Source organism: Bacillus sp. NPDC060175 (genome assembly GCF_042728695.1).
GTDB lineage: Bacteria > Bacillota > Bacilli > Bacillales > Bacillaceae_G > Bacillus_A.
Genome location: NZ_JBHWYR010000003.1, coordinates 44,033 through 67,331, shown reverse-complemented (window position 1 = coordinate 67,331; position 23,299 = coordinate 44,033). Strand labels below are relative to the sequence as shown.

The 23,299-nt window shown below is 35.0% G+C and carries 24 protein-coding genes, 1 pseudogene, 1 riboswitch and 1 other annotated feature; of the genes and pseudogenes, 14 read left to right on the top strand and 11 right to left on the bottom strand.

Translation table 11 applies throughout. The features are described from left to right. Positions 1 to 14 precede the first annotated feature (14 nt). From ACFWDE_RS02580 to ACFWDE_RS02570, 3 genes are all read right to left on the bottom strand, one after another. Positions 15 to 1,295 (bottom strand): purine/pyrimidine permease, encoded by a 1,281-nt coding sequence (locus ACFWDE_RS02580; RefSeq protein ID WP_377889828.1) that lies wholly within the window; start codon positions 1,293 to 1,295, stop codon positions 15 to 17. Between the two features lie 127 nt (positions 1,296 to 1,422). Next, positions 1,423 to 1,872 carry a cyanase gene (gene cynS / locus ACFWDE_RS02575; protein WP_377889826.1) on the bottom strand — a complete coding sequence of 150 codons (450 nt, stop codon included), beginning with the start codon at positions 1,870 to 1,872 and terminating at the stop codon, positions 1,423 to 1,425. A gap of 31 nt (positions 1,873 to 1,903) precedes the next feature. Next, the gene (locus ACFWDE_RS02570) at positions 1,904 to 2,485 is read right to left on the bottom strand and encodes a beta-class carbonic anhydrase (RefSeq protein WP_377889824.1); all 582 of its coding nucleotides are present in this window, start codon (positions 2,483 to 2,485) and stop codon (positions 1,904 to 1,906) included. A 167-nt stretch (positions 2,486 to 2,652) separates the two neighbouring features. Between ACFWDE_RS02570 and ACFWDE_RS02565 the strand changes: the two genes are divergently transcribed. Then, complete coding sequence (locus ACFWDE_RS02565) at positions 2,653 to 3,084, top strand: Lrp/AsnC family transcriptional regulator (RefSeq protein ID WP_002096214.1); 432 nt, start codon at positions 2,653 to 2,655, stop codon at positions 3,082 to 3,084. Between the two features lie 261 nt (positions 3,085 to 3,345). Here ACFWDE_RS02565 and ACFWDE_RS02560 read toward each other — a convergent pair whose 3' ends face one another. The 3 genes from ACFWDE_RS02560 to ACFWDE_RS02550 form a co-directional block, all read right to left on the bottom strand. Further along, entirely contained in the window at positions 3,346 to 3,708 is a 363-nt protein-coding gene (locus tag ACFWDE_RS02560; RefSeq protein WP_377889822.1) for a hypothetical protein, read from the bottom strand. 319 nt (positions 3,709 to 4,027) lie between these two features. Next, complete coding sequence (locus ACFWDE_RS02555) at positions 4,028 to 4,975, bottom strand: DUF4179 domain-containing protein (RefSeq protein WP_002144943.1); 948 nt, start codon at positions 4,973 to 4,975, stop codon at positions 4,028 to 4,030. Between the two features lie 3 nt (positions 4,976 to 4,978). Next, on the bottom strand, positions 4,979 to 5,509 hold the full coding sequence (locus ACFWDE_RS02550; protein WP_002144944.1) for an RNA polymerase sigma factor SigX: 531 nt from the start codon (positions 5,507 to 5,509) through the stop codon (positions 4,979 to 4,981). A 453-nt stretch (positions 5,510 to 5,962) separates the two neighbouring features. Between ACFWDE_RS02550 and ACFWDE_RS02545 the strand changes: the two are divergent. From ACFWDE_RS02545 to ACFWDE_RS02515, 7 genes and pseudogenes are all read left to right on the top strand, one after another. Then, positions 5,963 to 6,676: pseudogene (locus ACFWDE_RS02545) on the top strand (nuclease-related domain-containing protein); the annotation flags it as partial. 52 nt (positions 6,677 to 6,728) lie between these two features. Beyond that, complete coding sequence (psiE, locus tag ACFWDE_RS02540) at positions 6,729 to 7,133, top strand: phosphate-starvation-inducible protein PsiE (protein ID WP_002144945.1); 405 nt, start codon at positions 6,729 to 6,731, stop codon at positions 7,131 to 7,133. A 139-nt stretch (positions 7,134 to 7,272) separates the two neighbouring features. Continuing rightward, positions 7,273 to 7,788, top strand: coding sequence for a spermidine N1-acetyltransferase (gene speG / locus ACFWDE_RS02535; protein ID WP_377889819.1), 516 nt, complete (start codon positions 7,273 to 7,275; stop codon positions 7,786 to 7,788). A gap of 436 nt (positions 7,789 to 8,224) precedes the next feature. Next, on the top strand, positions 8,225 to 9,787 hold the full coding sequence (locus ACFWDE_RS02530) for an ABC-F family ATP-binding cassette domain-containing protein (RefSeq protein WP_377889817.1): 1,563 nt from the start codon (positions 8,225 to 8,227) through the stop codon (positions 9,785 to 9,787). Continuing rightward, on the top strand, positions 9,780 to 10,973 hold the full coding sequence (locus tag ACFWDE_RS02525) for an MFS transporter (RefSeq protein ID WP_377889967.1): 1,194 nt from the start codon (positions 9,780 to 9,782) through the stop codon (positions 10,971 to 10,973). The genes ACFWDE_RS02530 and ACFWDE_RS02525 overlap by 8 nt, the downstream gene beginning before the upstream one ends. A 123-nt stretch (positions 10,974 to 11,096) precedes the next feature. Continuing rightward, the gene (locus tag ACFWDE_RS02520; RefSeq protein WP_377889815.1) at positions 11,097 to 11,330 is read left to right on the top strand and encodes a DUF3955 domain-containing protein; all 234 of its coding nucleotides are present in this window, start codon (positions 11,097 to 11,099) and stop codon (positions 11,328 to 11,330) included. Between the two features lie 100 nt (positions 11,331 to 11,430). Next, a complete protein-coding gene (locus ACFWDE_RS02515) occupies positions 11,431 to 11,670 on the top strand; it encodes a DUF3947 family protein (RefSeq protein WP_377889814.1) in 240 nt (79 codons plus the stop codon). A 188-nt stretch (positions 11,671 to 11,858) separates the two neighbouring features. Here the strand turns inward: ACFWDE_RS02515 and crcB (ACFWDE_RS02510) are convergent, their stop codons facing one another. Then, on the bottom strand, positions 11,859 to 12,215 hold the full coding sequence (gene crcB / locus ACFWDE_RS02510) for a fluoride efflux transporter CrcB (RefSeq protein WP_377889812.1): 357 nt from the start codon (positions 12,213 to 12,215) through the stop codon (positions 11,859 to 11,861). Beyond that, on the bottom strand, positions 12,212 to 12,616 hold the full coding sequence (crcB, locus tag ACFWDE_RS02505) for a fluoride efflux transporter CrcB (RefSeq protein ID WP_377889965.1): 405 nt from the start codon (positions 12,614 to 12,616) through the stop codon (positions 12,212 to 12,214). The genes crcB (ACFWDE_RS02510) and crcB (ACFWDE_RS02505) overlap by 4 nt, the downstream gene beginning before the upstream one ends. Positions 12,617 to 12,670: 54 nt before the next feature. Further along, a riboswitch (Fluoride riboswitch) is annotated at positions 12,671 to 12,730 on the bottom strand. A gap of 219 nt (positions 12,731 to 12,949) precedes the next feature. Between crcB (ACFWDE_RS02505) and ACFWDE_RS02500 the strand changes: the two genes are divergently transcribed. The 5 genes from ACFWDE_RS02500 to tyrS all read left to right on the top strand — a co-directional run bounded on the left by ACFWDE_RS02500 (position 12,950) and on the right by tyrS (position 19,097). Beyond that, positions 12,950 to 14,008 carry an endonuclease/exonuclease/phosphatase family protein gene (locus tag ACFWDE_RS02500; RefSeq protein WP_377889810.1) on the top strand — a complete coding sequence of 353 codons (1,059 nt, stop codon included), beginning with the start codon at positions 12,950 to 12,952 and terminating at the stop codon, positions 14,006 to 14,008. A gap of 35 nt (positions 14,009 to 14,043) precedes the next feature. Further along, entirely contained in the window at positions 14,044 to 15,546 is a 1,503-nt protein-coding gene (locus tag ACFWDE_RS02495) for a DUF4077 domain-containing protein (RefSeq protein ID WP_377889808.1), read from the top strand. A gap of 207 nt (positions 15,547 to 15,753) precedes the next feature. Then, entirely contained in the window at positions 15,754 to 16,149 is a 396-nt protein-coding gene (locus tag ACFWDE_RS02490; RefSeq protein ID WP_002144963.1) for an SET domain-containing protein, read from the top strand. 387 nt (positions 16,150 to 16,536) lie between these two features. Continuing rightward, the gene (gene murB / locus ACFWDE_RS02485; protein ID WP_377889806.1) at positions 16,537 to 17,454 is read left to right on the top strand and encodes a UDP-N-acetylmuramate dehydrogenase; all 918 of its coding nucleotides are present in this window, start codon (positions 16,537 to 16,539) and stop codon (positions 17,452 to 17,454) included. Between the two features lie 107 nt (positions 17,455 to 17,561). Continuing rightward, positions 17,562 to 17,778, top strand: a binding site (T-box leader). A gap of 56 nt (positions 17,779 to 17,834) precedes the next feature. Further along, positions 17,835 to 19,097: a tyrosine--tRNA ligase gene (tyrS, locus tag ACFWDE_RS02480; RefSeq protein WP_377889804.1), complete on the top strand. Its 1,263-nt coding sequence runs from the start codon at positions 17,835 to 17,837 to the stop codon at positions 19,095 to 19,097. Between the two features lie 195 nt (positions 19,098 to 19,292). Here the strand turns inward: tyrS and ACFWDE_RS02475 are convergent, their stop codons facing one another. From ACFWDE_RS02475 to ACFWDE_RS02465, 3 genes are all read right to left on the bottom strand, one after another. Beyond that, a complete protein-coding gene (locus tag ACFWDE_RS02475; protein WP_098989429.1) occupies positions 19,293 to 20,471 on the bottom strand; it encodes an NAD(P)/FAD-dependent oxidoreductase in 1,179 nt (392 codons plus the stop codon). Positions 20,472 to 20,515: 44 nt separating this feature from the next. After that, entirely contained in the window at positions 20,516 to 20,956 is a 441-nt protein-coding gene (locus tag ACFWDE_RS02470) for a DUF1641 domain-containing protein (RefSeq protein WP_002174139.1), read from the bottom strand. Positions 20,957 to 21,384: 428 nt separating this feature from the next. Beyond that, positions 21,385 to 21,732, bottom strand: coding sequence for a winged helix-turn-helix transcriptional regulator (locus ACFWDE_RS02465; RefSeq protein ID WP_002144974.1), 348 nt, complete (start codon positions 21,730 to 21,732; stop codon positions 21,385 to 21,387). 394 nt (positions 21,733 to 22,126) lie between these two features. Between ACFWDE_RS02465 and ACFWDE_RS02460 the strand changes: the two genes are divergently transcribed. Continuing rightward, positions 22,127 to 23,290, top strand: coding sequence for an MFS transporter (locus ACFWDE_RS02460; protein WP_377889963.1), 1,164 nt, complete (start codon positions 22,127 to 22,129; stop codon positions 23,288 to 23,290). Positions 23,291 to 23,299 lie beyond the last annotated feature (9 nt).

Here is a 23,299-nt window from a genome sequence, read left to right as displayed (position 1 = left end):
AGTATATAAATACTTTACTCTTTCCAAAACTGTTCTAGCAGAATAACGATCATAGTACCCACAAGTAATCCATTACTTAAAACATATTGTAAGGAAGAAGGAATTCCGCTAAATGCACTTTCTGGAAGAAACATTATTCCCAAACTGATTAATAATGAAATTCCTAATATAGTTAATCGGCGTTGATTTAATTCTTCACGTAAAATGGATTGAAATGAAATGCCTATTACTTGGACAAATGTTGCTAAAAGTGCGGCATTAGCAATAGGACCTGGTAGCAAGGATATAAAGCTTACAATTGAGGGAATAAAAGAAATTCCTGCTAATATGAGACTTGCTATAAGGAACGACTTCATTTTTCTTTGTCCTGTTAGTTGAATAAATCCTGCTGATGCAGGTAATGGTACAATTCCAATTGTAGAGAACAACGACGAGATAATATGTGATATACCTCCGGCCCACACACCACGGTTCAGTGTTTGCTTTTCATTTTCTTTAGATAACGGAGCCACTTGTTTTACAGCTGAAACAGCAGCAATCGTATTTGCAACTAAAAGAAATGTAAATAAAGTTGCAGTTAGAGTCATTCCAATATCGAATCTAGGCATGCCCCAAGCGAATATCTCTGGTAACTTAACTAACGGTGTGTGTGAAGGCATATGAGATGATTTTCCTAATACAGCATACAAAAGCCAACCAAATGAAATGCCAAGTAACACAGCGTAACTTTTCATCCATCCTTTCCCTTTAATTGATAAGAAGGTAATCATGGCAAAAACAAAGAGTGCAATAGTAGCTGTTGTATAATCAGGATGAGTTGCGGCCCCTTGTAACCCCATCATTCCTTTTAGTAACACACCACTAAGCTGAAGGGCTAAGATTAAAAGAAAAGTTCCTGTAACTAAAGGGGTAAATAAACGCAAGGTTCGATGTACAAGCCCTGTTATACCAAGCGTGAAGAGTAATATACCTGCAATAATTAACCCGCCTTCTAAAAGTTGCAACACGTCTTTTGCGCTTTGACCCTGATGCATAGCTACTTGTCCCAGTATGACAAATATACTTACCCATGAACCGGCTGGACCATCCGCTATGGGATAGCGATGCCCAAACCATGCTTGTATAAATGAACTTACTCCCACGACTAAAAAAGTTCGCTGCATTAATGTTGAAATATCTTCTATTGATAAATGGAATATGCCACCAATAATTATAGGCAATGCAATTGCATTTGCTAATAAAAACACAAACCACTGTAGAATACTAAAGCTCGTATCAAAGTATTTTTTATTCATATTATTCTCCTTTGCCGAAAAAGAATCTCATAGTAAAAATCCACCCTTTCTATACAGTTAGATTAAAAAGGATGGATTTTGTAAATCTATAAAATCATTTTAATTATATAGATAGATTTTTAATTAATTACCATGTACGGAACGGTAAGAATTTCCCGTTAAGTGTAATAACGATACGAGGATCGCCACCTTTTGGATCTTCTTGTGTATCCACACCTAGATTGAAGTTAATTGCACTCATTACACCTTCGCCAGCTTTTTCTAAGATTAATTCTCTAAGAGTTGGTGCGTATTGTAACATCATTTCATATAATCGATATAAGATTGGGTCAGTAGGAGGCATTTGCATTACTTGACCTCGAAGTGGAACTACTGTTAATGCCTGAACTACTTCTTCATCTAATTCTAATAGTTTACCAATTTTTTCTGCTTCCAGACGTGTCATTGTAGCTTGTCCTAATAATGCTGTTACAACCCAAGTCTCAGAGTTTTCACTTACTTTTGAAATTTCTTCCCATGTTAAACCTTTTGCGATTTTTGCTTCCATAATTTTTTGCGTAGCTTCTTGTCTATTCATATCTAATAACTTCCCTTCATTTAAGTAATAATTAATGTTCCATACCATTTAATTTTTTATATCCATCAACTACTAAATCTAATTTACCTGTGTGAGGATCAATAACTAGACCATGTACAGGAACATCTTTTGGAATAAGTGGATGATTTCTTAATAAATCAACATTAGCTTGAGTTGAGTCGCAGACATCATCGAATCCAAATAACCATTTTTCAAGGTCAACACCAGCATATTCAATTGCTGATAAAATTTCTGGTGAAGCTACTCCACGATCTAATATTTTTTGAAGTGTTCCTTTTGGATTAGTTTGGCTTGCGCCACATCTATGGTGTCCGATAAGAAAGATTTCATCTGCATTTAGATCATATACTGATGCTACAACACTTTGCATAACGCTATCGAAAGGAGAAGCAATTTTACCACCTGCATTTCTGATAACTTTTGCATCACCATCGTGTATATCTAAAGCTTTTGGAAGTAGCTCAATTAAACGAGCATCCATGCAAGAAACAACAACCATACGTTTTTTAGGCATTTTTGTCGCTTCACAAGGAGCGTATTCCTTATTTTCTACAAATTGTTCATTGAACGATAGGATTTCTTGTAATAACATATTTGTAACCTCCTTTAAATCTAGATGTATTTTTTTGTTGCGTCCTCTATGTTATAAGTGAATATAACTGATAAATAATGTGATGTAAGAGGATAAACTAAGTATAGTGAATTGTATCGATAAGCAGAATAAGCTGGCGAAACACTTTCTGGCTTTCTACTTTCACGGTGAAAGGATTGGTTTATATCATTGATCAAACAGATTTTGAGATACTAAAATTATTAGGAGAAAACTCAAGAATACAATGGAAAGAACTTGGTCAGAAAATACATATGACGGGGCAGGCTGTAGGAAATCGAATTCGAAGGTTAGAGGATTTAGGGATTATTGAGCAATACACAATCGCAATAAACCGAATCAAATTAGGACAAGTAGTGACTGCATTTGTTACTTTGTTCGTAACAACAGCTAATCATCAAGAGTTTATGAATTTCTTTCAAGGAGAAGAAGGAATTTCTGAAGTACACCGTATAAGTGGTGAGGGGTGTTATTTATTAAAAACACATTTCGCTTCTAATGAAGAATTGGATAACTTTCTAGGACGACTATTAAAGTATGGGAATTACCGTGTTAACCTATCAATAGGGAAGTTAAAATAAACTTTCTGCAAGTTTATGGTTCTTTTTGCTGGTGGGAAAGATATGGTTCCAAAAATAAAAGGATTATCTCTTATTAAATAAGAGATAATCCTTTTATTTGTTTTTAATAATTATTGATTATTTTACATCTGATTTTTCTTTTTTCATTATTTGCTTTTGACTAGTGAAGGGAACTTTTTTAACATCAAAACCCCTGCGCTGTATGCAACAGGGATTCTATTATTACTTATCTGACGGTATGATCCTATTTCATTTTATAGCTTATTTAGAAGAATCATGTACAGGTTTTGATTTAGTGTCCTCAGGCATTTCAAAGGTTTGATTATGGTTAGATTTCACATCTTCGTTAGGAATTGCTGGCAATGCGTCTTCAGGTGAATTATGGATTGGCGAAGAAGTTGTTGTTCCATCTACACTTGTTGTAACTGACATTGGTTGATTTTGATCAATTTTTGTACCTTTGTCCATCTTTTTTGCGGATTCTTTTTCACTTTTATTTGTTTGTTTCCATTCTATTTTTTTATTCGATTCTAGTTTGTTCGTTTTCATATCTTCTGTATCTACTGCACCACCCGCTAATAATCCTGTACTTAAAAGTGTTCCTGCTAATAATGTTTTAAACATTTTCCATTACCTCCTTGTTTAAGATTACATTTAGCATAAAACAAGTATCTGGAGTTTATTTGGAGTTCATCTAGATTTTATGTAAGTTTTGCATGTAGGGGCACCATACGAAAAAAGAAAATTGTGCGTTTGGACAAAAAGTAGCCGATTCCCTGTATGTTAAGGAACCGGCTACTTTCTATACTACCTTTTTATGTTTATGAAATTAAAAATGATAGAGTAGAAATCATGTATGAAATAAATGTAAGTAACACAAGGAAGAATATAAGCAGGGTATTGGATACACATCGTTCTATTCTTTTTTTCATTTAAATTTACTTTATTTTTTCAATTTGGTAGGATCAATTTGAAGTTGACCTTTCCAAGAACCAGATAATTTTCCAATCCTGCTTATATTTACATCTAATGTAAGTGGTTGTTTGAAAGAATCTTTCCCTTCAGGACCTTCGATAAATGTAATGACACCTTCTGGTCTATCCTTAAAACGAATACCTATATGCTTTAATTCTTCACCGGATGCTTTTAGTTCTAATGGTCCACCATTTGCTCCTTGAATAAATGCTAATTGTCCGAAGTACCCATTTTTCTTATACTCTGGGTTTTTTTCTTGTTGACCATTTACTTTGCCATCATCTTTAAGTTGTAACCCCGTTGTATCAAATTCAAACGGTACTACATTTCCATTTTCTTTTTCAATTTTGTAATGAACGGATATACGTGCATCCGCTACATATAATTCTTTCAGATGTACTGTAACACCTTGATCTGTAATCTTTTCATCAAGAGGAATAAATTGCCCTTTTGTAACGTCTCTTCCTTCATCAATAATCGTATCATTTGAAATTGCATTGGAAAAATAAGAGGCAACATCTGTAGCTGCCACTCGAACTTGTGGAATCATGGCTGTTGAAAAAAGCCCTGCTACCGCTACTGCTATATACATGAAACGTTTTGATTTTTTATTCATATTTGTAAATAATCCCTTCTTCTGTTCAGGTTTTTGATTGATATAAGAAACATCTTCTAATTTTGCGCGATTTTCAAATGCTTTCCACGCTTGGTCTACATCAATTTTGATTTCCTTTGATGAATGTACTATTTCTTCCTCTAACATGACATTTTCCCATTGATTTAATTTGCTAATTTCTAGTAATAAGTCTTGGCATGCGTTACACGTATCTAAATGTTTTGTGAATTCTTTTCTTGTCTCATAAGGTAATTCCCCATCCATATATGCTTGAATAAATCCCACATCATAACAATTCATTTATTACGCCTCCTCTAACTGTTTATAAATCTTACGAAACTTTTGTTTGGCTCGGACTAATAATGTTCCAATAGAAGATATGTCGATTTGAAGCACTTCGGCAATTTCCTTATACTGAAAACCAGAAAATTTCATCAATAAAATGGTTCGATCTCGTTCATCCATGTTACGGAGTACCATTTGTACCTTTGTAATTTCTTCTTGTCTAATCCAGTCATCATCTAATGATGAAATATGTTGTACTTCATGATATTGTATGGTTTTATCTACTCTCGCCTGATGTCGTTTTTCAGATCGTAGATATTTATACGCTACATAAGTAGAAGATTTTATTAGCCATCCAGGTAAGTGTTCAATTCTCTTCCAATCGTTGCGATATAGCTGTAAAAAGACTTCTTGGGCTAATTCTTCAGCGATAGTCTGATTTTTGACAATCCATACGATCTGTTTCACAACGTAAACATAGTTTTGTTTAAACAAATCTTCAAATGTCACATCCGAAAAAGGGCTGTCTTCCTTTTTTATTTTTAACATGTCAGTTAAAACCTCACTCTCATTTGATGCCTGTATTATAGAGAACCCGGAATAACGGGTTTTGTGACAAAATTTTTTATTTTTTTATTATGTACGAAAAAAATATTCATCTGTTAAGGTGAAAAAAGGATGGCAGTGTTCGAGTTGTAATAGTGTTTCTAACTATGCACATAAGTGTATTTTACAAGATTAAACACGTCTTATTGAAAAGGCGATTTATAATAGTGAGTTGGAGGAGCTTCTGAATGTGCAATTAAGCTCAATCGTGAAAAGGTTACTTCAAGTATTGGAAGTTCTATATACCGGTGAGAGTAAAGGGAGGAAGTATGATTTAACACTTTATCAGTAAGGAAAGTAAAAGGATCATCAATTAATTGATGATCCTTTTACTTTTAGAAATTTATTTTACACCTAAATTTTCTTTTGTTTTTGCAGGTAAATCAGCCTTTCTGTATTTCTTCATATTTTCTTCTTTTTCTTGAAATAAAAAATATTATTGGTACATTAATTTTTGATGCAAAGTTTAATCAGCTCATTCGAATATCAGATGATGCTTCTGAAGAAGGTTTCCCAGATCCGCTTTTACAACTGAAACGGCAAGAGATGAAGCTGAGAAAATGGCTGAGTCTACATGGTTTACATAATCTTCCGATTGAATCCCTTGTTGTAATTAGTTCACCTCGTACAATTATTAAAACTTCAGATAAAATACTTCTTAGTAAAGTTATCCACAGTGCAAATTTACCTAATAGAATAAAACAAATTAAAAATCAATATAAAGAAAAATCGCTTGGCAATATAAATGGACTTATAGATCAAATTATGAATGAGTATTCTCCACAGCGACAAAATATTCTTGCGCAATATAAAATTAAAAAAGTGGAATTGCTAAAGGGCGTACAGTGTGAGGAATGTTTTACAATGGCAATGTTAAAAGAAAAACAGGGATGGCGTTGCTCAAACTGTAATAGTGTGTCTAAACACGCTCATTTACGCGCTTTACAAGATTACACACTTCTATTTGAAATGATAACTACTAATAGAAAATTGAGGGATTTTCTTAATATGCAATCTAGCTCTGCTGTTAAAAGACTCCTCCAAACAATGAACATCCCCCACACAGGGGAAAACAAAGGACGAATATATGATTTAACTTCTTTCCAATGATAATTTTGCTATAATAAATACGTACGTATACGAAGGGGAGTTTAAAGAGAAAATGAAGTCATTTAATATCGATCATCTTATAGCTAGCGTGTTACAGTGGATATTAAATATAGCTCTAATTATATTGTCCATTGTCTTATCTATCTTTTTAATTAATGAGACAATCACATTTATTCAATACATATTTTCGGCGAAGAAGTATACATCTTATAAATTGGTTGAAAGTATCATCGTCTATTTCTTATACTTCGAGTTTATTGCATTAATTATTAAGTATTTTAAATCGAACTATCATTTCCCGTTACGTTATTTTATTTATATCGGAATTACGGCATTAATTCGGTTAATTATAGTATCTCATGAGGAACCGATGGAGACGTTATTATATGCGGGATCCATTCTTGTTTTAGTCATTGCTTTATACATATCGAATATGAGAGATTTGAGAAAAGAGTAGTAGTGCAGACATCAGTTTGCGCTACTTTTTCATCTTGACCTTCAAGTTACTTTAAGGTTTACAATGAAATTAGGGCGTTTGAAATCGAAAAAAATTGAGAAATTAAGTGAAGAGGTTATTTTACTTGGAGGTTATAGAAATGAGTCAGGAATTAAAGTTACGTCCTTTAGAACGGGAAGATTTAAAGTTCGTGCACGAACTTAATAATAACGCGCATATTATGTCTTATTGGTTTGAAGAGCCATATGAAGCTTTTGTAGAACTACAGGATTTATATGATAAACATATCCACGATCAAAGTGAACGCCGTTTTATCCTGGAGAAAGATAATGAGATGGTTGGATTAGTCGAGTTAGTGGAAATCGATTATATTCATCGAAGAACTGAATTCCAGATTATTATTGATCCGAATTATCAAGGATATGGTTATGCAGCGGAAGCAACACGTTTAGCGATGGATTACGCTTTTTCTGTATTAAATATGCATAAACTCTATTTAGTTGTTGATAAAGAAAATGAAAAGGCTGTACATGTTTATAAAAAGGTTGGATTTATGGTGGAAGGTGAGTTACAAGACGAATTTTTCGTTGATGGTAACTATCATAATGCGATAAGAATGTGTATGTTCCAGAAGCAATATTTTGAAAATAAGTAGTTGAATTATTTGGAAGTAATCTTGACGCTTCATAAAACCGTATGCTAAAATCCCTTTTAAGTATTAAGGAAGGTGTAGAACATGCTTTATATAAAATTTGTAAAACTCATTAGAAAACTTTGCTCCGCACAAATGTATACGGTGAAGCGTTGTACGGAGCTTAATCAAGGGGTATAAATCCCCGATATTCATCGGCTGAATAACTTTTCTAAAAAAGTATAGTTTATCTATGCTTATTTGGTTTTGGTTTTTAGCTGATGTATAAAATAGATTAAGGGGCCATAGACAATGCTTTGTCTATGGCCCTTTGTGTATATTATTCCGATGATTTTTTACAATAAATTGGAGTAGTATAGGAAAAACCACGAAGCAGAGGGCTAGTGTCGAATGACGCTATCTCTCTGCTTTTTTTAATTTCAGGAAAAGAGGAATACGAATGAGTTTACTTAAAGTTGAAAGTTTATCACATAGTTTTATAGATAAAGCCTTATATGAAAATGCTTCTTTTGATTTGCATAAAGGAGAACATATGGGGATTGTTGGACAGAATGGTGCGGGGAAAAGTACGTTAATGAAAATATTGATTGAAGAAATAATTCCTGATAAGGGAGACATAAAGTGGCAGCCTAATATTCAAATTGGGCATCTTGATCAATATGCAGAAATTGATGGAATTTATACCATTTCACAATATTTAAAGAGAGCTTTTCATGATTTGTTTGAAATGGAAGATAGAATGAACAAATTGTATGAAGAAAGTGCTATGACAGGTGATCCTGACAAATTGTTAAAAGCGGCCGCATATCAAGAACAACTTGAGGCTCGTGATTTTTATTCGGTAGATAGCACAATTAATAAAATTGCAGTTGGCTTAGGTATTGATGCTATTGGCATGAATCGTATAATCGCTGAACTAAGCGGGGGACAACGTGCAAAAGTAATTTTAGCGAAGCTTTTATTAGAAGAGCCTAATATTTTATTACTAGATGAACCGACGAACTTCCTTGATAAAGAGCATGTGGAGTGGCTTGCTAATTATTTAATGAATTTTGAAGGGGCTTTTATTGTAGTGTCACATGATTTTGATTTTCTGGAAAAAGTGACTTCTTGCATATGTGATGTAGAGTTTGGAACGGTTAAGAAGTATTACGGAAAATATTCAGATTTTGTAAGACAAAAGGAGCATTTGCGAAAAGATTATATTCGCCAATATCATGCACAACAAAAAAAGATTGAAAAAACGGAAGAGTATATTCGTAGAAATATTGCTGGAGTGAATTCAAAAATAGCACAAGGACGTAGAAAGCAGTTGCAACGTATGGAAAGAATTGCGCCACCAAGTTTTACTTATAAACCGTCTATTCATTTTCGGGAACTTCCTATTTCAGTTCAAACAGTTCTTGAGGTAAATAACCTTGAAGTTGGTTATGACTTTGCTCTCTTACCAAAATTGAATTTCTCAGTAATGGGTGGGCAAAAACTTGTTATTACAGGGTTCAATGGAGTAGGGAAATCTACTTTATTAAAAACAATCGTTGGCACTATTGCTAGTATTTCTGGAGAATTTCACTTCTCAGAGCAAATAAAGATTGGATATTATGAACAAGATTTAAATTGGAGCAATGATTCTTTAACGCCGCTTCAAATTATTTCAGAACAGTTTCCTAAACTGAATATGAAGGAAATACGTCATCATTTAGCTGCGTGTTGTGTGAAGGATACTCATGTTTCGCAAGAAATTCATACGTTAAGTGGTGGTGAACAATCGAAGGTGAAACTGTGCGGATTATTATTATCACCGTGTAATTTTTTAATCTTAGATGAGCCGACGAATCATTTAGATGCAGAAGCGAAGGAATCTTTGCAAAAGGCATTAATTCAGTTTAAGGGTAGCATCATACTCGTATCTCACGAAGCACGTTTGTATCATGATTGGGCAGATAGTATTTTCAACATAGAGAGTGGTTTAATCGAGGAGAGTAAAAAAGATGATAAATGATAATGATTGGAAAGTGAAAATAATAATGTTTTTGACCGCTCAAACGATTTCGTTGTTCGGTTCATCTCTCGTACAGTACGCGATCATATGGTATATCACCCTTACAACATCATCAGGAGTGATGTTGACCATTTCAACTGTTTGCGGTTTTCTACCACAAATTGCGATATCTTTATTTGCTGGTGTGTGGATTGATCGTTATGACCGTAAAAAAATGATTATGTTATCGGATGGGATTATAGCGATTGCTACGTTAGTTTTGGCAATTTTATTTTTAGCAGGATATAAAAGTATTTGGATGTTTTTTATAGTATTACTCATTCGCTCAGCTGGTACAGGGGTACAAACACCGGCTGTGAATGCGTTAATTCCACAAATTGTTCCGAAAGATTATCTTATGAAAGTAAATGGGATAAATAGCAGTATTACATCTATAATTATGTTTCTTTCTCCAGCAGTAAGTGCTGCAATTCTTTCTATTGCCAGCATTGAAACGACATTTTTTATTGATGTTATTACGGCTATAATCGGAATTAGTATTATGTTTATCATTCAAGTTGAAGGACATGTGAATGTAGAGAGTAAGCAAAAGTCTAATCTACAAGGTATAAAAGAAGGATTTGTTTATTTAAAAGAAAATGTATTTATTAAAAGGCTACTCGTTTTATTAATCATTATCATGATTTTAATAAGTCCAGCTGCCTTTTTAACACCTTTAATGGTAACTCGTTCCTTCGGAGCAGAAATGTGGAGACTTACTGCTAGTGAGATGACCTTTAGTGCTGGTGCAGCAGCTGGTGGCGTACTGATTGCAGCGTGGGGTGGCTTTCGTAATCGTATGCATACAACGGCGATAGCCTGTGCGTTATATGGTCTGCTTATGATAGGACTAGGAATTGCACCGATATTTATTATGTATTTAGTCTTTAATTTTTTAATTGGTATAACAATGCCATGTTTTAATACGCCAGTTACTGTGTTATTGCAGGAGAAAGTAGATCCAGTTATGCATGGCAGAATGTTTAGCCTCGTACAAATTGCAAATTCATGTGCTTTACCTTTAGGGATGGTTATATTTGGTCCTTTGGCTGATGTGTTTAGTGTAGAGATTTTGTTAATTTATGCTGGGATATTCGTACTATTATGTGCAATGTATGTTGTATTAAGCAGGAAGTTTGAAGTGTAAATATTAATTGTCTATAAAAGGTTTGTGAGGAAATTTAAGATGCTTCATAAACCTTTTGTTTTTATATTAGTCAATAATATTTTATTTTGGATAATATGATGTTAATTAATTAAGAAGAATTATATGAATAGAGGAGAATGTAAAATGAAAAATAAATACGTAGTAGCCATTTCTTTCATGATCTTAGCGATTATTTCTTTAACTATACATGCTTCAAACAGTAAAGTAGGAGCGAATGGATTTCTTGAAGAACCTTTCTTTTTCCTAGTACCGATAAGTTATGTATTGTTCTTGAGTGGTATTGGTGTATTACTATTTGGATTTATTACTTCAAAGCTGAGAAAAAGTAATAGATAAAGTGAAGTTTAATTAGTGAGGGATTCATCAATCGGGACAAAATACTCACTATGAAATAGAAACATACCATATGGAAGAAAAATAATAAGTGAGCTGAATAATGATGAATCATTATTTTTATAATGGTAGACAAGTAGGGGCAGCTATAACGCTAGCCGGGGCACAGGGGACAATTCATGCTATGAATCAAGTTATTCAAATACAGCAACAAGCACAGCTTGCACAAATGATGCAAAGTCAGTATATGCTGTATTCACAGCTTCCGATGCAAATTGTACATTACGATGTGGATCCAGCTAGTTTATTTTCCATTCCATATGGCGGGACATACTTCTTATGAAAGAAAGCGACTGATGAGAATCGCTTTCTTTTTTTATCCCGCTATTTGCCGGGCAGTAAGACCCCCACCTCAAAATTCAGCGAAAGAAAAGAAGTTAGGTGGGGGGCGGGCTGCTCGTAAAAGCCTGATTGGTTCAACTAATAATCAGTGGGGGATGAACAAAACCTCCCACTGATTAAAGTTTCACTTTATATTCCGCCTAACTTCATTCCAAGGAATGCGAAGAAGATACCAATTATGTAAGTAGTACTTAAATATAAAAGGGATGTGTAAATTTTTTTGCGATTGAGAAGCTGAATGGACTCTAATTTAAACGTCGAAAATGTAGTGAATGCGCCCATAAATCCAGTACCTAATAATAATTGCCAGCCTGTAGTGACTCCGTTGCCAATTATATACCCGAGTAAAAAAGCTCCTGTTATATTAATAAGGAATGTAGCAATTGGAAAGGATGTTTTATTTCTTTTTTTAAACCAATTGCTAATTGCAAATCGTGTAATGGCACCGAAAAACCCTCCTGTTGCGACTAATAAAGCTCCCATCATGAGTAATCACCTTCCGTAAGATGCTTCTTAATTAAGAAATCACCAAGTGTATAGCCAAGTCCAGACATAATGAGGCCGCCAAGTATGCTACATGCTACATATAAGAAGGCCACGCTCCATTCAGAATGATTGATTAATTGCACAGTTTCTACACTGAATGTTGAAAACGTCGTAAAGGAACCGATGAATCCAGTTCCGATGCCTGTGATAACCTCCGAAGGTAAGATGTTTAGCCGAGCGATATACGCAGTCAGCCAAGCTAATAAGAAACAGCCGATTAAGTTAATGAATAATGTAGCTAATGGAAATGAATGATGCCAAAATACATGAATAGTAAGACCTAAATAATAACGGGAAAGGGCTCCTAATATACCGGCTATGCCAACGATAATATAAATCAAATTCCTCACCTCTTTAAATAGCTTGCTCAAAAAAATAGACTCCTACCAGTAGTTATACTGGTAGGAGTCATTAGCTAAGCAGCAGTTATGGCGAACTCCATCACCTATAATTATTACATATAGTGTACTAAAAATTTCGTTTGATTTCCAGTGGAGAAGTTGGTGTATTTTGTATTTCTCTAATAGTTTAAGATAGGGAATTATTACTTATAAACTAAATATAGTGATATGAGGTTTTCGGTGTGATAAAATGTTTCGTATGTCTGTCACTTTTTTATTTAACTGAAAATAAAGAAAAGTAAAATCGTATGTTTTAGAAAAGGAGTCGTTTGTTTGAAAAAGTTATTAAAAATAGTACCTATATGTATTTTAGTAGGGGTGGGAGTTGTAGGTGGGTTTTTAGCGTATATGACACTTACAAAGGAACAGCCGGCTGATGTTATAAGCTTGAAGGTGGAAAACAATAAGGAGCGCGTAATTGCGCCTGGAAATGAATTTAAAGTTACAACATTTAATATTGGATATGCTGGACTAGATAAGGATCAAGACTTCTTTATGGATGGGGGAAAAGGGTCTGGTTCAAGTAGTAAAGAACAAACGGAAACTAACTTAAAGAATATGCTTTCGTTTTTACAAAATGAGAATAGTGATTTTGCACTATTACAAGAAACAGATATAAAATCAATGCGATCATTTGATGTAAATGGGCATGAATTTTTGAAAAAAGGATTACCTGATTATGCTTCGTCATTCGGAAAGAACTACGATACGAAATGGGTTCCGGTGCCAATAACAAATCCAATGGGATATGCTGAAGCTGGATTAAGTACATTTTCTAAATATACGGTTCAAACAGCGAAGAGATTTCAGCTTCCTGGAATGGAGCCGTGGCCAAAGCGTTTATTTGATTTAGACCGAGCGATTGTTGAACATAAAATACCTGTTAATAATGGGAAATTTATTAGACTCGTAAATTTACATTTGTCTGCTTATGATGAAGGCGGGAAAATTAGAAAACAGCAAGTAGAATATTTAAAAAAATATATGAACAAGCATTATGAAAATGGTGATTATGTCATAATGGGCGGAGACTGGAATCAATTACTTTCTAACGTTCAGTTAAGCGATCCTAAGTTTGTGAAAGAGCGTCCTGAGTGGTTAGTAGAATTACCGAAGGGCTTTACTGACGGTGGATTTAAGTGGGCTGTAGATCCGTCTGTTATGACTGTGAGAGATGATGTAAAGAAATACGTGGAAGGTGAAAACTTTGTCACGATTATTGATGGCTTTATCGTTTCACCGAATGTTGAAATTGTAAATGTACAAGGGAAAGATTTGAAGTTTGAAAATAGCGATCATAACCCAGTGAGTGCGGTATTCAAGCTGAAGTAATCGATACGTATGAGTAAGAAGGTGGGGCTTCATATATGGAGTGGTTAAAGAGAACTTGTTTTTCTAACCTCGAGAAAGAATCGCAGAAAAATCATTTATTGTTGTTTATCACGATTTGTAGTTTCTTCCTTGGGATAATCGCGATTGGGTATTACGGATATATTTTTACAGAGAGAGCAATAGCATTTTGGATGTGTGGTATTTCTATCGTAGTATTTGGAACGCTGCTTACTTTTATAGAAAGTATGGAAGCAATGTATAAATACATCATGACATTTATGCTACTTATTATGTCTTTCATTATGGTACAAGCTTTTAATGAAAGCCCAGCTGTATTTCAAATGATCTATTTTACATTAGCGGTTTCACTTATTTATTTGAGTGAACGTCTTATTTTAATCCTTGGCGGGGTAGCAGTTGTTGTTACATTTATACTTTGTAGTTATTGGCCAAATCAATTTTTTGCTTATACAGCGTCATCTGAAGCTGCAAATTTCGCAAGCTTGTTAGCGATTGTAACGATCGCAATGTGGGGTGTCACAAAGATTGGTTCTAATCTATTGGCTCGTTTAAGTGATGAGAAGCAAGCAGTGATGAAGAAAGCTCAGGAGTTAGAAGAAACGCAAAGGCTTATTGAGGAAACTGTTGTGAAGTTAGATAGTAATTTCAATCATTTAAGGCAGAATATGAACACGTCGATGGAGTCGATGAGTGAAATTAATTTTGCTTTTGAAGAAGTAGCAGTTGGCACCCAATCACAATCAGAGATGATGTCACGTTCAGTAGAAGTATTGAATGATATGGAGGAAAATATTAACCAAATCATCCCTCAAGTAAGGAATGCTTCGATTCGCGTTGATAAAAGTTTGGAAATCTCAAAGGGTAGTGTAAACACTTTAAGAAATTTTGAAGCTAACATGAGAAGTTTAAATGATGTTGTTTCACAATCAGGAACTATATTTAGAGAATTGATGACACAATCGAAACAAATTAATGAAATTGTAGATGTAATAACGAATATTTCAAGTCAGACGAGTTTGCTAGCTTTAAATGCAAATATTGAAGCTGCAAGGGCAGGAGAACATGGAAAAGGTTTTGCTATTGTAGCGAATGAAGTGTTAAAGCTTGCTGAAGAATCGAATCATTCTGCGGGGAGAATTCAAGGGATTTTGAAGGAGTTTAGTAATCAAGCAAGTAAAGTAGAAGTGCAGGTAGGGAAGTCAGAAAGAGTACAAGAAGAGTGTAACGAAATGTTAGCAAGTGTTTTAACGAATGTAACGGATTTAGGGAAGTTTATTGATACGATTAATGATGTAATGAGGGAGATTGTTGATCATCAAGAAAGTTTCCAAGCTAAAACGACGAATATCGTAAAGGATGTTACACATGCTTCTAACGTAATTCAGCAAACTTCTGCAGCTACGGAAGAAGTGTTAGCAAGTATTGAAGAAGAAAAGAATCGAAATGATACGTCGGTGAAGACGCTACATACTGTTAGCGAGCAAGTGAAGTTGCTAGAAGATATTTTAGAAAAATAATATCGCTGAAAAAGAGCACAAATGATGTGCTCTTTTTCATTTGAACGAATACTTGATAGGAATTTAATTGCTTTTCTACGAGTTTTCTGCCAAGCTTAAGGGGATAAAGTGAGACTTTAATCATTGGGGGCTACCTATTGATTATTAGTTGAACCCGCAAATAGCGGAATAAAATACTTCAAAGAAAGAAATATATAGGTGAAGCATATGATTGAAGTTAAGACTTCTGAACTTAGTGATGGAGAATTTAATAGAGGTGTATTTGCAACTCGTGATATTAAAAAGGGTGAGTTGATACACTCAGCACCAGTTATCTCTTATCCGAATGAACAGCATGAACACATTGAGAAAACGTTACTTGCTGATTACGCATTTGAGTATGGGGTAAATCATACGGCATTCCTTTTAGGATACGGCATGTTATTTAATCATTCATATAAGCCGAACGCAACGTATGATATTGTCTTTGAGAATCATACGTTTAACTTCTTTGCTTACAAAGATATAAAAGCGGGAGAAGAGATTCTAATCAATTATAATGGTGAAGTTGATGACGAAGAGCTATTATGGTTTGATAAGGAAAAAGAAGAGAACGAAAAATAATTTAAAGAGTATAGAAAGGGCGCATTCTGTGGGATGTGCTCTTTTTTTAATGGAGAAAATAAAGTAAAGATTACAAAAAAATACCACTTTTCTTGCGTATGGTATAGTAAGATACTGAAGGGTATTGCTTTGAAAAACCTATATATTTTACAAATTGTTGTCTATATGGTTACATGTCAAGTTTAGTAGCTCATTTGGGTTGCTTTATTATGCGATATATATTTTAATATGAGTGGAACCTCTTATAATTTAAGAGGTTTATAGGTGTGCTTTATGTACACTTTATCTACCACTTGGGCTTTTTATTTGTAGCGCATTGTTATGTGGGGATATTATGGGCCCGTGGACAGCGGGATAAAAAGATTATAGAAATAGAGGAATCGTAAAATGAATATGCAAGAGGTTTATAAATATTTAAGTACAGTATTGCCTGAAGGTCATGTGAAGCAAGATGAAATGCTGAAGAATCATACGCATATTAAAGTGGGCGGGAAAGCGGATGTGTTCGTTGCTCCTACGAATTATGATGAAATTCAAGAAGTTATAAAGTATGCGAATCAACACAATATTCCAGTTACGTTTTTAGGAAACGGATCTAATGTTATTATTAAAGACGGTGGTCTTCGCGGGATTACAGTAAGTTTAATTCATATTACAGGTGTTACTGTAACAGGGACAACGATTGTTGCGGGGTGTGGTGCAGCGATTATTGATGTGTCACGAATTGCATTGGATCACAATTTAACAGGACTTGAGTTTGCTTGTGGTATTCCAGGTTCAGTTGGTGGAGCGTTATATATGAATGCTGGTGCATATGGCGGTGAAGTAGCTTATGTATTAACAGAAGCAGTTGTAATGACAGGTGATGGAGATTTACGTACTTTAACGACAGATGAGTTTGAATTTGGATATCGTAAGAGTGTGTTTTCTAATAATCATTACATTATTCTTGAAGCAAAATTTGAGCTTCAAGAAGGTGTGCGTGAAGAGATTAAGGAAAAGATGGATGATTTAACGTTTAAACGTGAATCAAAACAACCTTTAGAGTATCCTTCATGTGGTAGTGTATTTAAGCGCCCACCAAATAATTTTGCGGGTAAGCTTATTCAAGAATCAGGACTGCAAGGTAAGCGAATTGGCGGAGTGGAAGTTTCTTTAAAACACGCTGGATTTATGGTGAATGTTGATAACGGAACAGCGCAAGATTATATCGACTTAATTCATTTCGTACAAAAAACTGTTGAAGAAAAATCCGGTGTGAAATTAGAGCGAGAAGTAAGGATTATTGGAGAAGATCTACAGTAATCTTTGGATAAAAAACGTATAAAAGTATGAATTATTTCGAAATAACATTTGGGTATTGTTGACAATTTGATTTTGATTCAATATAATGGCTAATAATTTAACAAATAAAATATACGTTGAAAGAGCCCAGTAGCAGTTTGTCACTGTTATCAAAGAGAGCTAGGGATTGCTGGAACCTAGCACAAACAAACCTGTGAATTACACTCTGGAGTATCTTAGGTAACGCTAAGCGGACTAGCAATCGATATTATTGCTAAGAGTGGTATGAATAGCTATGCTATTTATGCAAACTGGGTGGTAACACGGTGAATAATCGTCCCTATGTCTATTGTAGACATAGGGGCTTTTTTGTTTTCAAAAAATAAAGGGGATGACAAAAGATGAATATTATTGATGAATTAGAATGGCGCGGTGCTGTGAATCAACAGACAGATGAAAAAGGTTTACGTAAGTTAGTTGAAGAGAAAAAGATTTCACTATACTGCGGAGTGGATCCGACTGGTGATAGTATGCATATTGGACATTTAATTCCGTTCATGATGATGAAAAGATTTCAATTAGCTGGACATCATCCGGTTATTTTAATCGGAGGGGCAACAGGAACAATTGGTGATCCAAGTGGGCGTCAATCAGAGCGTCAATTGCAAACTTTAGAAGTAGTCCAGCATAATGTAGATGCTTTAACAGCGCAAATGAAAAAGCTATTTGGTTTTGGCGGAAATAGCGAAGTGAAGATGGTAAATAACTATGACTGGACACATAAAATAAATATTATCGAGTTTTTACGTGATTACGGAAAAAACTTTAGCATAAATAGCATGTTAGCAAAAGATATTGTCGCAAGTCGTTTAGATACAGGAATTTCATTTACAGAGTTCACGTACCAAATCTTGCAAGCAATGGACTTCCATCATTTATACAAAGAAGAAGATGTTCAATTGCAAATCGGTGGTAGTGATCAATGGGGAAATATTACGAGTGGTTTAGATTTAATTCGTAAGTTAGAAGGTCATGAGGCGAAAGTATTCGGACTAACAATTCCGTTATTATTAAAATCGGATGGTACGAAATTTGGTAAATCAGCAGGTGGTGCTATTTGGCTTGATCCTGAAAAAACAACACCGTTTGAATTTTACCAGTTCTGGGTGAATACAGATGACCGTGATGTAATTAAATACTTGAAATACTTTACGTTCTTAACGAAAGAGCGAATTGATGAATTGGCAGCGAAGGTAGAAACAGAGCCTCATAAACGTGAAGCGCAAAAAGTATTAGCGGAAGAAATGACGAAATTCGTTCATGGAGAAGAAGCATTATTGCAAGCTGTGAAAATTACATCGGCATTATTTAGCGGAGATATTAAATCGTTAACAGCTGATGAAATTGAACAAGGCTTTAAAGAGATGCCAACATTCCAGTCTTCAAAAGAGGCGAAAAATATTGTAGAGTGGCTAGTTGATTTAGGAATTGAACCATCTAGACGTCAAGCACGTGAGGATATTAATAATGGAGCTATATCTATGAATGGCGAGAAAGTAACGGATGTGGGTACGGATGTTACTGTGGAAAATTCATTTGATGGAAGATTTATTATTATTCGTAAAGGGAAGAAGAACTATAGCTTAGTGAAATTGGGAGAATAGTTCTTGTGAAAGAGTGGAGGTAGGGAAGATAGCTACCTCCGTTCTTTTCATATACACAATTCCGACACAAAAATTCAGTATATTTTGATAATTAAAGAGGGTTATATTATTCTTCTGCCGAATAAATAAGTTAGAGAAAATTACGGATAAAAATAGCCCGAATCATGCAGGGCATGATTCGGGCTTATATTCAGATTAGTAAGCTAAGCTGAATAGACCTTTAATGTGTGATAAGTAACGAACGTTACTTGCTTCTTTCATTAATGATGCTGGTAAACCTTTAAGCGGAGTATTGCTTGCTCCGATTGTAGCAACAGCATCTTTACGTCCTAGACTAGCAAGTGTTCCAGAGTTTACAGGTGCGAACTCTTCGAATGCTTTGCCTTCTAGTGCTGCGTATAAGTTATATCCAATTAACTCACCCATTTGCCAAGCAATTTGTGCAGTTGGTGGGTATGGACGACCGTCTGGAGAGAAGACAACAGCGCTGTCTCCAGCAACGAATACGTCTTTGTGAGAAGTAGATTGTAGGTGTGCATCAACAGTTGCACGTCCACGGTTTACTTCAAGACCTGATTCACCAATTAATGGGTTACCTTGTACGCCACCTGTCCAAACGAATGTGTTAGCAACAAGTTTTTGACCGTCTTTTAAGTCGATTTCATTGCCAGCAACGTTTGTTACAGGAAGACCAGTTAAGAATGTAACGCCGCGTGCTTCTAAGCTAGTAGTTGCACGTTCGATTAAATGGTCTGGTAATACTGGAAGGATTTTTGGACCTGCTTCAACAAGAAGAAGTTTAACTTCTTTTGGATTTACGCCGTGGCTTTTTGCAAGTTTAGGCATAATGTCAGCAAGCTCACCAACTAGCTCAACGCCAGTTAATCCGCCACCACCGATTACGATTGTAGCATCAGCTTCGTTTTTCGTTTTAGCGTATTCACGAATACGGTCTTCAACGTGTTTGTAGATTTTGTTTGCATCAGCAGCAGATTTTAATACCATGCTGTTTTCTTCTAGTCCTGGAATACCGAAGTAAGCAGTTTTACTTCCTAAAGCAACTACAAGTGCATCGTAAGATAGAGTAGTGCCGCCAGCTAGTTTGATTTCTTTGCTATCAACTGAGAATGACTCAACTGTTGCAATTTTAAGATCGATGTCTTTGCCTTTGAAAAGCTTTGTAAGTGGCATTGCAATTGCTTGCTCAGCAACGTTACCAGCTGCAAGGCGGTGTAGTTCAGTGATGATTTGGTGTGTTGGGTATTGGTTAATCACTGTAACTTGTGCTTCTGATTTGCTGTAATATTTACGTACGTTTAAAGCGGCAAGAAGACCGCCATAACCAGCGCCTAAGATGACAATTTGTTTTGACATAGTATGATATCCCCCGTCTTTACTAATTGTTGTTATAAGTTAAATTATTTATTATTACGTTCTGCGCTAACTTGAAGATATGCGTTAACAAAGCGGAACATTTTTTGTGCTTGTGGGTCTTTTAGTAATTTTAACAGACCGAACAGGCCGATAACTTCGCTGCTTTCATCAGCACGATCTTTCGCTTCGATTGCAGTTGCAGCCATGCTTTTCACTGTATCTTTTACAGGTTCTACAATCTCTTGGATTGCGCTAACAGTGTCGCTTTTTAATACTTCGTCAGTAGCAACAGTTTGAGCGAAGTCATAAGATTTAGTTAAAATGTTAACAAGCTCAGTTAATTTTGGAAGCTGTTCCACTAGTGTTGTTAATGATTCTTGTACCTCAGGTTTTAACAACTGATCAAGTACATCAAGTTGTCCTTGGCTAGCAGAAATTTGTACAGTTTCTTGTTCTGGCTTTGTTTGAGTCATAGTTTCTGGCATCTCCAATTCTCCTTTACGATAGCAATACTCTTATTTTTGATAGGTAAGCTAAACGCTTGCGAAACTTTATACAAAGTTTCACAAAGCACAATAAAATGCCTTTAAATTTATGATAGCAAGTAAGCTGAAATCATAAATCCAAAACCATAATGTCCTACCTATTATTTATGAACTGTCCGATACATGGCTTGTCCGCATAATGGAAAGTTCCTTTATCGGAAAGTGTATATAATATATATCCTATATTATATACTATATACACCTATGTTAACATAAAAATGATTCCTAATTATTTGATATTGAGCGTATAACCTAGTACTGGCAAGGCATGAAAGCGCATAAATTATTTTGTTTAAGTTAGAAATGTACATATATATATAGAAAAAAAGGAAAAAACGGACAAATTTATGTTCATTTTTTCCTTTTTCTTATTGTTCACCCTCTGTAATTAGCATCGATGTGTTACCGCTTTTTTCAAGATGGCATTCGCCCCAAGTACAAAGAGAATCGAGAATTGATTCTAAAGACCATCCGTAGTCAGTAAGGGAATATTCTACTTTTGGTGGTACTTGATTGTATACTTTTCTTTGAATAACCCCGTCTACTTCTAACTCGCGTAATTGCTGGGTTAACATCTTTTGTGTAATACCAGGCATTAAACGTTTTAGTTCACTCGTTCTCTTTGTACCTTTCGTTAAGTGGCAAAGAATAACGACTTTCCATTTTCCACCGATAACCTCTAAAGTTGCCTCCACAGGAATATTATATTTCTTCATATAAAAATCTCCTTTGATGAATGTAAATTTCAGTTCTTCAACAAAAGAAGCTAAATAAGTTAAATGTTACTTTTTAGTGCCTATAGCACTTTAAAGTACGTACTTTTTATCGTGTTGAATATGTTTCATAATAGCATACGTAAGAGGGAAATGAGTAGTACGGTACTAAAAAGTGCCTATGTTACTTTTTGGTACCTATCGTACTTTAAAGTGCGTTCTTCAAAAAAAGAGTGAAGCCATTCATAATAGCATATATCAGCAGTAACATTATTTTTGTAGAAGATAAAAAGGCCTTTTTATCATACTATTATGATTGGATTTCTTGCATTAAGGAGGAGTTCAATTGAATTCATATACAGTATCTTCTTCAGCTGTTCAGACGAATCAAAGAAGTATGTTTGCTTTATTAGCACTAGCAATTAGTGCGTTTGGGATTGGTACAACCGAGTTTATTAGTGTCGGTTTATTACCATCCATTTCGAAAGATTTAAATGTTTCGGTTACAACAGCTGGTTTAACGGTTTCCCTATATGCGTTAGGAGCGGCAATAGGAGCTCCTGTTTTAACAGCGTTAACGGCTAGTATGTCGCGAAAGTCATTATTAATGTGGATTATGGTTATTTTCATTATTGGTAATGGTATTGCGGCAGTAGCAACAAGCTTCACTGTACTAATTATCGCAAGGATTGTATCTGCGTTTGCGCATGGCGTTTTTATGTCAATCGGATCTACAATTGCGGCTGCACTTGTACCAGAGAATAAACGTGCTAGCGCAATTGCTTTTATGTTTACTGGTTTAACGGTTGCGACGATTACAGGTGTCCCAATTGGAACATTTATTGGTCAACAATTTGGCTGGAGAGCATCGTTTATGGTGATTGTGGTAATTGGAATCGTTGCTTTAATCGCAAACAGTATATTAGTCCCATCTAATTTAAAAAATGGTGTACCTGTATCATTTCGTGATCAGTTCAAACTAATTAAGAATGGAAGACTGTTACTTGTTTTCATTATTACTGCACTTGGATACGGCGGAACATTCGTAACATTTACGTATTTATCACCGCTATTACAAGAAGTAACAGGATTTGAAGCAAGTACTGTTACCATCATTTTATTAGTGTATGGAATCGCAATTGCGATAGGGAATATGGTCGGCGGAAAATTATCGAATCATAATCCGATTCGAGCGCTATTTTACATGTTCTTTATTCAAGCGATTATATTATTTGTTTTAACATTTACAGCACCATTTAAAGTCGCTGGGTTAATCACAATTATTTTCATGGGGCTATTCGCATTTATGAATGTTCCAGGACTACAAGTATATGTCGTTATTTTGGCTGAACGCTTTGTACCGAGCGCTGTCGATGTGGCATCAGCAATGAACATTGCCGCATTTAACGCGGGGATTGCTCTCGGTTCTTATATAGGTGGTCTTGTAACGAACTCGTTAGGGTTAATCCATACTGCTTGGGTAGGTGGCATTATGGTAGTAGGTGCTGTTATTTTAACAGCGTGGAGTATGACATTAGAAAAAAGAGATCAAGCAAAATAAAGGAGAGAA

Coding starts and splice junctions, on each gene's coding strand:
- ACFWDE_RS02580 (WP_377889828.1), bottom strand. CDS start 1,295: ATGAATAAAAAATACTTTGATACGAGCTTTAGTATTCTACAGTGGTTT.
- cynS (WP_377889826.1), bottom strand. CDS start 1,872: ATGAATAGACAAGAAGCTACGCAAAAAATTATGGAAGCAAAAATCGCA.
- ACFWDE_RS02570 (WP_377889824.1), bottom strand. CDS start 2,485: ATGTTATTACAAGAAATCCTATCGTTCAATGAACAATTTGTAGAAAAT.
- ACFWDE_RS02560 (WP_377889822.1), bottom strand. CDS start 3,708: ATGTTTAAAACATTATTAGCAGGAACACTTTTAAGTACAGGATTATTA.
- ACFWDE_RS02555 (WP_002144943.1), bottom strand. CDS start 4,975: ATGAATTGTTATGATGTGGGATTTATTCAAGCATATATGGATGGGGAA.
- ACFWDE_RS02550 (WP_002144944.1), bottom strand. CDS start 5,509: ATGTTAAAAATAAAAAAGGAAGACAGCCCTTTTTCGGATGTGACATTT.
- psiE (WP_002144945.1), top strand. CDS start 6,729: ATGAAGTCATTTAATATCGATCATCTTATAGCTAGCGTGTTACAGTGG.
- speG (WP_377889819.1), top strand. CDS start 7,273: ATGAGTCAGGAATTAAAGTTACGTCCTTTAGAACGGGAAGATTTAAAG.
- ACFWDE_RS02530 (WP_377889817.1), top strand. CDS start 8,225: ATGAGTTTACTTAAAGTTGAAAGTTTATCACATAGTTTTATAGATAAA.
- ACFWDE_RS02520 (WP_377889815.1), top strand. CDS start 11,097: ATGAATAGAGGAGAATGTAAAATGAAAAATAAATACGTAGTAGCCATT.
- ACFWDE_RS02515 (WP_377889814.1), top strand. CDS start 11,431: ATGATGAATCATTATTTTTATAATGGTAGACAAGTAGGGGCAGCTATA.
- crcB (WP_377889812.1), bottom strand. CDS start 12,215: ATGATGGGAGCTTTATTAGTCGCAACAGGAGGGTTTTTCGGTGCCATT.
- ACFWDE_RS02495 (WP_377889808.1), top strand. CDS start 14,044: ATGGAGTGGTTAAAGAGAACTTGTTTTTCTAACCTCGAGAAAGAATCG.
- ACFWDE_RS02490 (WP_002144963.1), top strand. CDS start 15,754: ATGATTGAAGTTAAGACTTCTGAACTTAGTGATGGAGAATTTAATAGA.
- murB (WP_377889806.1), top strand. CDS start 16,537: ATGAATATGCAAGAGGTTTATAAATATTTAAGTACAGTATTGCCTGAA.
- tyrS (WP_377889804.1), top strand. CDS start 17,835: ATGAATATTATTGATGAATTAGAATGGCGCGGTGCTGTGAATCAACAG.
- ACFWDE_RS02475 (WP_098989429.1), bottom strand. CDS start 20,471: ATGTCAAAACAAATTGTCATCTTAGGCGCTGGTTATGGCGGTCTTCTT.
- ACFWDE_RS02470 (WP_002174139.1), bottom strand. CDS start 20,956: ATGCCAGAAACTATGACTCAAACAAAGCCAGAACAAGAAACTGTACAA.
- ACFWDE_RS02465 (WP_002144974.1), bottom strand. CDS start 21,732: ATGAAGAAATATAATATTCCTGTGGAGGCAACTTTAGAGGTTATCGGT.
- ACFWDE_RS02460 (WP_377889963.1), top strand. CDS start 22,127: ATGTTTGCTTTATTAGCACTAGCAATTAGTGCGTTTGGGATTGGTACA.